Annotated in this window: 12 protein-coding genes and 4 tRNA genes; all 16 read right to left on the minus strand. The window is 56.1% G+C overall.

Going from position 1 to position 12,618, the window contains the following annotated elements:
• Positions 1–29 precede the first annotated feature (29 nt).
• Complete coding sequence (rplT, locus tag WC859_01650) at positions 30–389, minus strand: 50S ribosomal protein L20 (protein ID MFA5974856.1); 360 nt, start codon at positions 387–389, stop codon at positions 30–32.
• Positions 390–414: 25 nt separating this feature from the next.
• On the minus strand, positions 415–612 hold the full coding sequence (gene rpmI, locus WC859_01655; GenBank protein ID MFA5974857.1) for a 50S ribosomal protein L35: 198 nt from the start codon (positions 610–612) through the stop codon (positions 415–417).
• Positions 613–625: 13 nt separating this feature from the next.
• Entirely contained in the window at positions 626–1,174 is a 549-nt protein-coding gene (gene infC / locus WC859_01660; GenBank protein ID MFA5974858.1) for a translation initiation factor IF-3, read from the minus strand.
• A 38-nt stretch (positions 1,175–1,212) separates the two neighbouring features.
• Positions 1,213–2,952 carry a threonine--tRNA ligase gene (gene thrS / locus WC859_01665; GenBank protein MFA5974859.1) on the minus strand — a complete coding sequence of 580 codons (1,740 nt, stop codon included), beginning with the start codon at positions 2,950–2,952 and terminating at the stop codon, positions 1,213–1,215.
• A 20-nt stretch (positions 2,953–2,972) separates the two neighbouring features.
• A tRNA-Val gene (locus WC859_01670) sits at positions 2,973–3,049 on the minus strand.
• A 172-nt stretch (positions 3,050–3,221) separates the two neighbouring features.
• On the minus strand, positions 3,222–5,906 hold the full coding sequence (locus WC859_01675) for a cation-translocating P-type ATPase (GenBank protein ID MFA5974860.1): 2,685 nt from the start codon (positions 5,904–5,906) through the stop codon (positions 3,222–3,224).
• Positions 5,903–6,052, minus strand: a complete 150-nt coding sequence (locus WC859_01680) for a hypothetical protein (protein ID MFA5974861.1) — start codon at positions 6,050–6,052, stop codon at positions 5,903–5,905. The genes WC859_01675 and WC859_01680 overlap by 4 nt, the downstream gene beginning before the upstream one ends.
• A 124-nt stretch (positions 6,053–6,176) precedes the next feature.
• Positions 6,177–6,851, minus strand: coding sequence for an aquaporin (locus WC859_01685; GenBank protein ID MFA5974862.1), 675 nt, complete (start codon positions 6,849–6,851; stop codon positions 6,177–6,179).
• Positions 6,852–7,059: 208 nt separating this feature from the next.
• Positions 7,060–9,354, minus strand: coding sequence for an ATP-binding protein (locus WC859_01690; GenBank protein ID MFA5974863.1), 2,295 nt, complete (start codon positions 9,352–9,354; stop codon positions 7,060–7,062).
• Entirely contained in the window at positions 9,351–9,794 is a 444-nt protein-coding gene (locus WC859_01695) for a response regulator (protein ID MFA5974864.1), read from the minus strand. The genes WC859_01690 and WC859_01695 overlap by 4 nt, the downstream gene beginning before the upstream one ends.
• 58 nt (positions 9,795–9,852) lie before the next feature.
• A complete protein-coding gene (locus tag WC859_01700) occupies positions 9,853–11,076 on the minus strand; it encodes a putative glycoside hydrolase (protein ID MFA5974865.1) in 1,224 nt (407 codons plus the stop codon).
• 31 nt (positions 11,077–11,107) lie between these two features.
• Positions 11,108–11,178 (minus strand) — tRNA-Gly (locus tag WC859_01705).
• A 91-nt stretch (positions 11,179–11,269) separates the two neighbouring features.
• A tRNA-Leu gene (locus WC859_01710) sits at positions 11,270–11,351 on the minus strand.
• Positions 11,352–11,533: 182 nt separating this feature from the next.
• A tRNA-Cys gene (locus WC859_01715) sits at positions 11,534–11,609 on the minus strand.
• A 51-nt stretch (positions 11,610–11,660) separates the two neighbouring features.
• Positions 11,661–11,963, minus strand: a complete 303-nt coding sequence (gene secG, locus WC859_01720) for a preprotein translocase subunit SecG (GenBank protein ID MFA5974866.1) — start codon at positions 11,961–11,963, stop codon at positions 11,661–11,663.
• A 12-nt stretch (positions 11,964–11,975) separates the two neighbouring features.
• Positions 11,976–12,617, minus strand: coding sequence for a 2,3-bisphosphoglycerate-dependent phosphoglycerate mutase (locus WC859_01725; GenBank protein ID MFA5974867.1), 642 nt, complete (start codon positions 12,615–12,617; stop codon positions 11,976–11,978).
• Position 12,618 lies beyond the last annotated feature (1 nt).

The following is a 12,618-nucleotide window of genomic DNA, read 5'->3' on the forward strand; positions in this document are numbered from 1 at the left end:
GGGGATGACATCTTTAAAAGAGTGCTGGCTTAAGTGCCGGCGGCCGCCTTCGCTGTTTCGGCCAGTTCCTTGAAAGCGCTCTGGTCCACAACCGCCAACTCCGCCAACATCTTGCGGTCTAACACCACGCCAGCCTTCTTTAAGCCGTAAATCAGCTGGCTATAGGAGAGGTTGTGCATCCGGGCGGCGGCGTTAATCCGCTGAATCCATAGGGCGCGGAACTCGCTTTTGCGGTCTTTCCGACCCACGTAGGAGTAGCGAAGAGAGCGCTCCACCTGCTGAATAACCTGCCGCCACCGGCTGCGTTTCGAGGCGTACGAGCCTTTGGCGATTCGAAAGATCTTCTTTTTGCGCTGACGCGTCGTTTTTCCGCTTTTTACACGAGCCATGAATTAATCCTGTTCTTAAGAAATATCAATTATAAGGGAGGAGCGCCTTAATCGTTTTTCCATCGACCTTGTTGAGGTAGTGCGCCTTTCGCAGATGGCGTCCGCGATTGGCGGACATGCCGATCAATAGGTGGCGCAGGCCTGGTTTTTTGTGCTTGACCTTGCCGTGCGCCGTGATGTGAAACCGTTTTCCTGCTCCGCGATGTGATTTTATCTTTGGCATATGTTCTCTCTCGTCATTTTTTCGGGGCAAACAGAAGGCTTTTGCGGTTGCCATCCATTCGACCGTCCTGCTCTAAAACCGCGACATCCTGAATTCGTTCCTTCACGCGCTCGATCAGCGGGTTGGCTAGATCGGTATGCTCCATTTCGCGTCCGCGGAAGACAAAGGTCAAACGCACTTTGTCGTGTTCCTCCAGAAACTCACGCATATGATTGATCTTGATGTCCAGATCATGAAAACCAATCTTCGGCCGGATGCGGAGCTCTTTAACCTGTCCGCCTTTCTGCTTCTTGCGCGCTTCTTTCAATTTCTTTTCCCGCTCGTAGCGGAACTTGGAGAAATCAGTCAATTTGCAGACAGGAGGATTGTTCAGTGCCGCGATTTCGACGAGGTCCAGACCGCGATTCAGGGCGAGCTGCAACGCTTCTTCGAGAGATCGGATGCCTAACTGTGTGCCGTCAACATCAATAAGCCGTATGTCCCGTGCCCGTATCTGATGGTTGATGCGTGGTTCTTGCGTCTTATTTATAAGCTTGCGACCTCCTGTTTGAAATGACGGCAAAAACGAACCGAAATCTTAATAAATCGACGGTCAGGGTGTCAAATAACGCGCTTTTTGATTTCCTGCTCCAGGCCTTCGATAAAGGTGGCCACAGGTTGAGCCCCGAGGTTCTCTCCGGTGCGTTTGCGGACGGCGACCGAGTTGTCCAGTTGTTCCTGGTCTCCCACCACCAGCAGATAAGGAATCTTGTCCAGAGTGGCCTCGCGAATTTTAGCCCCGATCTTGTCGCTGCGGCAGTCCATTCCCACACGATAACCGCGCTGGCGGAGTTCGGCCGCGATTTTGGCGGCATAGGTGTTTTGGCGATCGGTGATGGTCAGTACTTTCGCCTGGACGGGCGCTAGCCAGGCCGGGAAGGCTCCGGCGTACTGCTCAATCAGAATACCGATAAACCGTTCCAGAGAGCCCAGAAGCGCCCGGTGGACCATGATGGCGCGCTGGTCCTTGCCGGTGTCGTCCCGGTAGGTTACATCGAATTGTTCTGGAAGATTAAAGTCCACCTGAACGGTGGAGCATTGCCAGTAGCGGCCCAAACAGTCTTTGATCTTGAGATCGATCTTCGGCCCATAAAAAGCGCCTCCGCCAGCATCGACGTCGAATGTCAGGCCTTTTTTCGTAATCGCGTCCCGCAGGGCTTTTTCCGAGCGTTCCCAATTCTCCGGAGTTCCGACAAACTTCTCGGGGCGGGTGGACAACGAAACAGCATAGTCCTTGAATCCAAACGTCTTGAGAATCTCCAGGGTCATGTCGATGATCGAGATGACTTCGCTTTCAATCAGGTCCGGGCGGCAGAAAATATGCGCGTCGTCCTGCGTAAAGCCGCGCACCCGCAGGAGCCCGTGCATGACGCCGCTGCGCTCGTAGCGGTAAACCGTGCCGAACTCCGTCAACCGGATGGGAAGCTCCCGATAGGAGTGGAGTGAATTTTTGTAGATCTGGATGTGGCCGGGGCAGTTCATGGGTTTGAGCAGATATTCCTGGTTGTCAATCACCATGGGACTGAACATGTATTCGCGATAGAAGTTCCAGTGTCCGGACGTTTTCCAAAGTTCGAGGCGCGCCACGTGCGGGGTAATCACAAATTCGTAGGCGTTCTTTTCGAGCAACTCCCTCAGATACTCCTCAACCATCCGGCGCAGCACGGCTCCCTTCGGCAGCCAGAAGATCAGCCCCGGGCCGATCGTTTCGGGGAGGATGGAGAAAAGCCCCAGGCGGGGTCCCAGCTCGCGATGATCCCGTTTCTTGGATTCTTCCAGGCGGGTCAGGTAGCCGTCCAGTTCCGCCTGAGTCGTCCAGACCGTTCCATAAATACGCTGAAGCTGTTCGCGTTTTTCATCCCCCCGCCAGTAGGCACCGGCCACGCGGAGCAGTTTGAAATAACGGATCTCTTCAGTGGTTTCGATGTGACCACCCCGGCAGAGATCCACAAAGGTGTCATGCAGACAATAGGTGACCGTTGGGGTGTTGAGGTCGTCGATCATCTCCACTTTAAACTTTTCCCCCCGGTGCCCCCAGAACTGGCGCGCCTCATCGCTCGAATGCGTGCTCATCGTGAAGCGGTGGTTCCCTTTCACGATTTCAGTCATCCGTTTTTCGATGGCAGGCAGATCCTCCGGGACAAAGCGGTGGTTGCTTTCAAAATCGTAGTAGAAGCCGTCCTCGATCGTCGGTCCGATGGTCAACAGGGTGTTCGGGAAAAGATCCTGCACCGCCTGCGCCATCACATGCGCGGTCGAGTGCCGGAGATTGTTCAGGTATTCTTCGGAGGTTGTATTCACAATAGCCTATTAAAACAAAATGGTGCCCGGTGAGGGACTCGAACCCACGACCCCCTCCATGTCAAGGAGGTACTCTAACCAACTGAGCTAACCGGGCAGAAATCCAGACGTATTCTAATGTTTTAGAAGGGTTATGACAAATTAGGCGGGTATAGAAATGAGAGCAGCGGCAAGCTCAGAAGCCTTTTGTTGTTCTTTTAAATTGGCCTGTGAGCACTCCAAGGACCATCATTGCAGAACCAACCGTCTGACATAAACTATGTCACTAATCACTCCCGGGCTCGCCGCCAGGCTTTGATCCCCTCCATGACCACCAGAGGCATCAGGGACAGCCCCACGGCAAGCCCCAACTCGGACAGATTGGGAGCCATCGTCTTGAATACCTTTTGCGCGGGTAGCCAGACCATAATTCCGATTTGGAGAGCAAAGGAGATCACGGTGGCTCCCGCCAGCCAATGATTTGAAAAAGGACCGATTTGAAAGATGGAGAGGCGTTCGCTACGACTGTTGAAAGCATGCACCAGCTGCGCGATGGCCAGTACCAAGAAAGCCATCGAACGCGCCCGCTCCACCCCGGCTTGCTCCACCCAATAGACGTAACCGAAAGCCGCCAGCGAGCAGGCCGCAATCAAGGCACCCGCCCCCAGCATGTCCATGATGAACACCCGGTTGATGATCTCTTCGTTGCGGTTACGCACCGGGCGGCGCATGAGATCCTTGGGAGGAGGATCGACTCCAAGGGCCAAGGCCGGCAGTCCATCGGTGACCAGGTTCAGCCACAAAATCTGAACCGGCAGAAGAGGGAGCGGCCAGCCGATCAAAGAGGCCACGAACATCACCAGGACTTCTCCCGTATTGCACGACAATAAGTAATACACGAACTTGCGGATGTTCTCGTAAATCCCCCGGCCTTCCTCAACGGCTGCCTCAATCGACGCAAAATTGTCGTCGAGCACCACCATGTCCGCGACTTCCTTCGTGACGTCGGTCCCCGTGATTCCCATGGCGACCCCGATATCGGCCTCTTTAAGCGCCGGCGCGTCGTTGACGCCGTCTCCGGTCATCGCCACCACCATCCCTCGGGAATGCCAGGCCCGGACGATACGCAGTTTGTGCTCGGCCGACACGCGCGCGTAAACGCCGACCTGATCGACGCGATGGGCCAGGTTTTCTTCGGATAATTGGTCGAGTTCAATCCCGGTCAGCGACTCCTGGCCCGGCCCCATCAATCCTAACTCGGAGGCGACCGCCTGAGCCGTTCCCGGGTGGTCTCCGGTGATCATGACGATGCGGATGCCAGCCTCCCGGCAGTGCCGTATGGATTCGGCCGCTTCCGGACGAGGAGGATCCTGCATCGCTGCCAGTCCCGTGAACACCAAATCCTGCTCCAAGGTTCCGTGGTCAGCCGTGGCGGGCTTTTGATCAAAATCCCGGTAGGCCATCGCCAACACCCGGAGCCCTTGTGTCGCCAGGGTCTCATTTATTTTTGCGACATCCTGGCGCTCCACATCGCCGAGAGCCTCCACCCGGCCACCCCGGTGCAAATACCGGCAGTGGTTCAGGATGACGTCCGGTGCCCCTTTCATATAGGCTCTCCATCCGGAGCCTCTCCGGCAAAGCACCGTCATACGCTTGCGCTCGGAATCAAAGGGAACCTCGGCTTCGCGAGGTTCTTCCTTGTCCAGTTGCTCTTGCAAAAGCCCGATCTTGGCCGCCGCCGTGAGGAGTGCCCCTTCGGTCGGGTCGCCCACCACCGTCCAACGGCCTTCTTTCTGGTGAAGCCCGGAACCGTTGCACAAGACTCCCCCGCGCAGAGTCAAGGTCAAATCCTCCGGTAAACCGGCCTGGGCGCCCGTCTGTCCTTTCGTCCGGATTTCTCCTTCCGGCGCATACCCGGCTCCCATCACTTCATAAAAGACCCCGCCGGCCCAGACCTGACGAACGGTCATTTCATTTTGCGTGAGGGTTCCGGTTTTATCCGAACAAATGACATTCGTGCAGCCCAACGTTTCCACGGCGGGCAGCTTCCGGATGAGGGCGTGTCGTTTGACCATGCGCTGCACACCCACGGCCAGCGCCATGGTCACGACCGCCGGCAAACCTTCCGGTATCGCGGCAACCGCCAGACTCACCGCGGTCAAGAACATTTCCACAATGGGGACACCACGGATCAGGCCAAGTCCGAAAACCACTCCTACAATCAAGAGGCATAGGTAGACCAGCCAACGGCCGAGGGCCTCGAGACGTTTCTGAAGGGGGGTGGCCTCTTCGCCGCTGGAGGCGAGAAGCCCGGCAATCTTCCCCAGCTCGGTCGCCATCCCGGTTTCGGACACGACCATCCGTGCTTTCCCAGAGACGGCGGCTGTGCCGAGAAACACCATCGTGGCCCGGTCACCCAGCGGCGTGTCTTCCGGCAAAGGACGGTCTGTTTCCTTGGAAACGGGTGTCGATTCCCCGGTGAGCGAGGCTTCCTGCGTTCGAAAAGAGGTCGCCCAAACCACCCGCCCATCCGCCGGGATATGGTCGCCAGCCTCCAGTTCCACCAAATCCCCGGGAACTAGTTGCGAGGAAGGAATGGCTTGCTTCTGCCCGTCGCGGATGACTCGAGCCGTTGGGGTGGACAGCTTTTTTAATGCCGCCAGAGACTTCTCCGCCCGGTATTCCTGGAAAAATCCCAATCCCGCATTCAGCAGGATGATCGCCAGAATCGCCGCCGTATCAACCCACTCCTGAAGCACTCCCGAAAGGACAGCCGCCCCGATGAGGACCCACACAATAAGACTCTTGAATTGATCAAAAAACAGGGTCAGCGCTGACACGCCCTTCGCTTCCGCCAAAACGTTCGGCCCGTGAGTCGCCAGTTGTTTATCCACCTGGACGCGAGACAACCCTTTTTCCAGATTCGTCCCGAAGACATCGACAATTTCTTCGATATTGAATGTCCAAACTTTCATGGTACGCCTCCCGGGGAGTGATAGGCAATGAAAAGACCGCTGCCGTAGAGAACTGCCAGAAAAATTGATGTCACTCCGAAACGCCAGAAGCGATGGACGCTTTGGCTGACGAGAGCCGCGAGAACAATGAACACATCGTTACCCATCGCGAGATCGAAATCCTTCTGGCGGGCGAAGAAAACTGCATTGGTGATTTAGGGGAGGCTCGTTACGATGCCCAGAAGCGTCGCCCCGGCGAAAGTGGCCCCCAGACGGTAGTGCAACAAGTGGTTAGACCGTTTTAGAAAGAAAACGGGTGTAGAGCCAGCCGGCGGCGGCGCCGCCGATCAGAGGACCGACCCAATAAAGCCAGTGGTATTCCCAGAAGCCGGCCGCCAAAGCTGGTCCAAAGACGCGGGCTGGATTCATCGCAGCACCGGTGAGAGGACCTCCCACCAGAATATCCGCCGTCACCGTCAATCCAATGCCAAACCCGCCGATTTTGGGCGCCATGGAATCGATGGCCGTACCGAAAACCGCCAGGACGAGGAAGAAGGTCAGAACCGCTTCCAGAACGACTCCCGTCCAGGGACTGACTCCGGCCGCCAGGGCCGGTGTTCCCAGATGGACCGGCATCCAGACGTCCGATGAGAAAACAGCTCGTAAGAGAAAACCGGCCAGTGATCCGCCGATCAACTGGGCAATAACATAGAGAACCAGGGTGCTGAGTTTGATCTTTTTCCCGACCCACGCGCCCAGACTGATGGCCGGGTTGAAGTGCCCGCCGGAGATCGGGCCAAAAGCCGAGACCATGACGGACAAAATCAAACCGTGGGCCAGAGCGATTCCGATCAAACCCACGCCGCCGTGCGTGTAACTGTCGGTAATGATTGAACCGGCTCCAATAAAAAAGAAAGCAAATGTGCCGATCAGTTCAACAAGTGCTGGACGTAATTTCTCTGTCATGGTTAGATCCCCCGTTTGTTCAAGTCATGTCGGGTGGAGGATGAGCCGGGGATCTGACGAAGATTTTGCTCCGGTCTCATCTCTACAGGGATGGAAGCCGCTGGTCCGGTCGTTGGTATCGGAGTAGATTCACAGCCGCTTAATAGAACAGCCGCCAAGATTAGAAAAGTAATACAGCTTAAAAATCGCACGAAATTATTATAGCAGGTTAAGCGGCTTTTGATGGTTGGGCCGCGTCTGAAGCCGCAACAGGAAGGGTAAACGAGATCGCTGTGCCGAGTCCAAGGCCTGGCGATTGCGCCCATATTTTTCCGCGGTGAGACAGAACGATTTCTTTGCAGATGGCCAGACCCAGCCCCAACCCCTGGGCGCCTTTAGATCCGCCAGGGCTCACCTGGAAAAATTTGTCGAACACGACATCCTGCGTTTCATGGGACAAGCCGACGCCGGTATCCTCCACGTCAATGGTGACGGATTCAGGACCGCCCAGGGCTCGTACGACGACTCGGCCTTCCTCCGGAGTGAATTTGAGCGCATTGTGAATCAGGTTCCATATCACCTGCCGGATGCGATCACCGTCGACGGAAACGGCCAGCAGCGCTTCACGGCCTTGCACCACCAGGTTCAGTGCGATGCGCCGTTCGCGCGCTTCCGGCTGTGACTTTTCGACCTCCTCTTTCAGCAGCGTGGCCAGGTCTGTCGGAGCCGGGTGAATGGACAGTTGACCTTTTTCCATCCGGGCCAGATCGAGGAGATCATCGACCATGCGTTCCTGCAGTTCCACCTGGCGTTCCATGTGTTCGATCAGTTCGATCTGTCGGGGTGTTAACGGTCCAGTGGTTTCGGCCCGCAACACTTCGCAAAAGCCCCGGACGCCTGTTAAAGGACCCCGGAGGTCATGGCTGACGAGTGAGAGAAACTGGGACTTCATCTGATTTAAGTCGCTGAGTTGATCGATATTGGCGCGGCTTTTGTGGTGGAGTTGGGCATTCTCAATCGCCAGCGCGGCCTGACGTCCGAAAGCGGTCAGAAAATTGATTTCCCGTTCAAGAAAAATACGCGGAGACTGAGTCGTGACCGCGTTGATCACACCGAGGGGCTGACCGTCGATCGTAAAAACAGGAACACACAGAAGCGAACAGATCGGCTGGGCGCTGGCCCGATAGTGCGGATCCCCCATGGCATACTCGGCCCAATAAGGCTGCCGGGTTTGGAGCGCCCACCCGGCCATGCCTTCCCCCATGTGCAGGCTGATCGGGCTTCGAACCTGAAAATCTCCCCCCCGGACCCATTGCGATTGCAGGGCTTTTTTATTCGGATCCCAGAGCATAAGCGTGGCTCGGTCCACTTTTAAAATGGCGATCACGCCGTCTAAAATGCGGAGCGTTGTTTCGTCGATACTTTGAGTCGATCCCATAAAGGTGGCCAGGGAGGTGGTACCGACTTCGAAGGAGAAGTTCAGCTCCGCAATCTTTTCCTGGAGTTTCACAAAAAGAGCCCGGCGGTGAATGGTCAAAGCGATCGACTGCATCAGCATGTCGAACAGATGCAAGTCTTCCGCGTTCCAGGGAGCCGTGTCGTAACTGCCTAAAAAGGCAACGCCGTAGCAATCGGGGTCGTTCAGTATCGGCAGGCACAAATGCTTGGCGTAGTTGAATTGTTCGCTGAACCAGGGGTTCCCCTCGGCCTGGCGGTACCGGAACGGCTGGCGCAGCGCAAAAACGGGGCACGCCAGAATCGGCAGGTGATGAAGCGATCCCGGACGCAGGGCCGGGTGTTCTCCAAATCCCTGCAACGTCTTCCAGGCTGGGTTCAGTATCCAAAGTCTGGGGTAAACGCGCAGCGGTCGCAAGACCTCGTTCAGCTGTTCGAGTATCCGTTGCTGTAAATCCTCCGAGGACAGACTGGGCGGCAGAGCGTTCAGAGCATCCAAAAAGACAACCGTGGTCCGCAGGGCGTTGACCCCCCGATGAATAGCGAGGTTCTTACGCTGAAATTGTCTGGCGGTCACGAAGGACGTGATGACAATCAGTCCGAGGAAAAACAATTGCCAGATTCCCATCCACTCGAGATGAGCCGGTCCCTGCCAGGCGTATCGCCACAAAAGCCCGCCGTAACATCCGAGGCCGAGAATACCGTCAAAGATGATCATCGCGGCATCAAAATGCAGTGCGTGAATGATAAACGGAATCGGATAGAGATAAAAAAACGGGCTCGTGGGCCCTCCGGTCAAATGGACGGCGATCGTAATCGCCGCAAAGTCCAACGCGCCCAGCGCGTAATAGGTCGGGCGAAGCATTGACGGCGGAGGCCGTCGGATCCAGAAGAGCAGATGCGGAAGGCTGTACAGGAGGGTCAGCGTGAGGATGGCGGTAAACCCGGAGAGAAGATGGAGGGCTCTCAGGATCGCGGCAACAGCAAAAACGGCGCAGCAAAGGCAGAGGCGAAAACGGTTATCGACGAAGATGTGTTCAGTCAGGCCGGCGTCATCGGGAGCCGTCATGCGGCTAGCAGGCGTTCCACTTCCCGGTAAAGATCACGTGCGTAGAAAGGTTTCGTCAGATAGCCCGAGGCTCCGACTTCCTTACCGGTCATCAGATCTTCTTTTTCTTTGCATCCCGTCAAGAAGAGGACGGGCAAGTTTTGTCCCTGGGTGTTTGTCTTAATGATGCGGCAGAGCTCAAATCCGTTGACCCATGGAAGCATGACGTCCAAAATCACCAGATTCGGCCGGTGTTTCTGCAGAAGGACGGGAAGCTGCACGCCGGTGGATGCGGAAATGACGGAGTAGCGGGTGTTCAAGAGTTCCAGAATAATCCGGCGAACCACCGGGTCATCATCCACCACCAGGATGCGCAAGCGGTTCGCCTGGTCGGGCTGCGACTCTTTGAGATTGCTCACGACGGTTTGCTCGATGTGCGACGTTTCCGGAGCTTGCCCCATGGGTCCCCCTCTGGACACGAAAAGCTGTACAACTGTGTACCCCCCTTTCAGAGGGTTGTCAATGCTTTTTTGGATGTTTTACCGTCGATGAGGCCGGCGAAGGAGCGGGTGCTTCCGAGGGTTCCCTGGAAGGGCTGACGGGGGTCCGGAAGGCGGAGGTGGTATAGACACAGCGGGCATTCCAGAGCGTCCAGTTGGAGACGCCCAGATCCGTTGTGGCTTGAATTTGCGCACGGACCTCCTTGGGGCCGTAATGGATGCCGCGCCCTTTCAGGGAGAAATCCTGCAGGTAGGGCCGGAGTTTGCGGGCATTCTCGGGTCCCAGCACACGAAGCGCGTCCCGCATGGCCAGGTGAATGACCCGGTAAGGCTGGTCATTCGGATTAGGGATGCCATATTCCCCCCGCGCGTAATGGGAGGGGTAGGTCATGGGGCAGACAAAGTCCACTTGCTCGGCCATCGGAGCCAGGCGTTGTCCGATCCCCATGCCCGTGTTGACGGATGTGGTCAGGCCAAATACGTCTATGGAGATTTTAGTTCCCAGGGGGTGAAGCACCTGATGTGCCTGACGCAAAAAGTCGACCAGCGCCTGGGAGGCCGACTCCGCGTGATAGGGTTTGATAAATCGCATGGTCTTGAGGTTGCCGTCTGTCGGGAAACGGAGATAGTCGAATTGGATCTCATCAAATCCGAGTTTGGCGGCCTGGAGCGCGATGACCAGGTTGTATCGCCAGGCTTCCCTGTTATAGGGATCAAGCCAGGTGATGTGTTTTCGATCGCGCCAGATCTCTCCGTTCGGGTTGTGGACGCTGAGGGCCGGATATTTTCGCGGGGCCTTGTTGTCTTTGAAGACAACAATCCGTCCGACCGTATAGATATTCCGATTTTTAAGGTCCGCCAGCCACGCCTGCAGATCAGGGATATCCGCTGAATAAGCCCCAACTTTTTCGACCAGTTTGATGCCAGGGACGTAAACAAAACCATCTTCTTCTTTTAAATCAATGACCACCGCGTTAATCAGAGTATTGGCGAACATCGGTTCGAGATGATTCTTCCTGTACTTTTTAGAGCCGGCCGCGGAAGCTGTGAGGTGGATGCCCCGGACAGGACGGGATTCGGTGAGCGTGGCCGAAGTGGTATTTACCGTTAGAGTTATCGAATCAGGGGTGACGTTCAGTTCCGGTTGGGTTGACGTTGTGGCGCGGTTTTCAATAGCTGTAAGACTTCCCGGGAAACAAAGAAAGGTGAAAAAAATGACGGAAAAGAAATAACGGTTTTTCACTAACGACAACCTACTCCATTTATGAGCACAGAGCGGGTGAAGGGAATCGAACCCTCATCTCATCCTTGGCAAGGATGCATTCTACCACTGAACCACACCCGCTCTGTGCCCACCAGAATGAATAGCGCATCAAAAGAACTGCTCGGGGCGCCCCACCTGCCCATGGTCCTTTCGGGACAGCCCCCCAAAAAACTGCTCGGGGCGGGACTCGAACCCGCAAGCCTTGCGGCATACGCCCCTCAAACGTACGCGTCTGCCAGTTCCGCCACCCGAGCGAAAATCACATGTCCCTCACGACAGACGCCCCTCAAACGTACGCGTCTGCACCGTCCCCTATATCGCGGTCCCTTCGGGACCGCTTAAATCGACGGTGCTGCCCCGTCGATTTAGCACGCGCTTGGCGCGTGCTTCTCAGAGGACGGGGCTGCCAGTTCCGCCACCCGAGCGAAATTTAAATTGGAGGTGCGGGCGGGAATTGAACCCGCACATAGCAGTTTTGCAGACTGCCGCCTTAGCCATTTGGCTACCGCACCAAAATCAGCTTGATTATAATAGCCTAATCGGTGTCCGCCCCGCAATCGGGACTAAGGCCGTGCAGGGTTGCTCGGCGCTTCCGGTACGCTGGGAACCCTCTCCATCAAGGATCGTCGGGTGCTATGGGATGACATGATGGTGAGAAAAATAGACGTTAAAACAAAAATAATGGCGATGGTCGTTGTGGCTTTCCGTATAAAGGCTGAACCCGACGGTGCCGAAAACAACTGGTCTCCGCCGCCCCCCCCTCCAAAAAGATTGCCTAAGCCGGCACCCTTCCCAGCCTGGAAGAGCACAACCAGAATCAGTCCAATACACACAATCACGTGGATAAAGACGACGATGCCGTACATGGTGTGCCTCCTTTACGCGAGCTGGTTCTTGCTGAGAATACGCCCGGTGTTGTCGATCTCGTAAATAATGGGGACGCCCGTCGGGATGTTCAGCTCTAAAACCTGTTCTTTGGTTAAGTGATCCAAGTCCATCACGATCGAGCGCAAGGAGTTTCCGTGGGCGGCCACCAGGATAGCTTTGCCGGCCTTGACGAGCGGAAGGATCCTGGAGTTGAAATAGGGAAGGGTGCGTGCCGCGGTATCTTTTAAGCTCTCGCTGATACCGTCCGGATTGAGGGCTGTCCGGTCGGTGGGCGGCGGCACGTCGTAGCTTCGCCGCCAGATATGGACTTGTTGGTCACCGTACTTGTCGGCCGTTTCCTTCTTATTGAGTCCCTGCAAGGCGCCGTAATGGCGTTCATTGAGCGCCTTGTCTTTTGTGATCGGGGTCGTTTGTTGCCGGGTTTCTTCGAGGATAATTTTTAAGGTATTCTGGGCCCGCTGCAGATCGGAGGTGAACGCTTCGTCGAATCGAATGCCCTTGAGGGCTTGACCGGCGCGCTGAGCCTCCTGAATACCCAGTTCACTCAAAGGGACATCGACCCAGCCGGTGAACCGGTTTTCCAAATTCCATTGGGATTGCCCGTGGCGTACGAGAATAAGTTTTCCAGCCATG

Source organism: Elusimicrobiota bacterium, from assembly GCA_041660185.1.
In the GTDB taxonomy this organism is placed as follows: Bacteria; Elusimicrobiota; Elusimicrobia; order 2-01-FULL-59-12; family 2-01-FULL-59-12; genus JBAZWU01.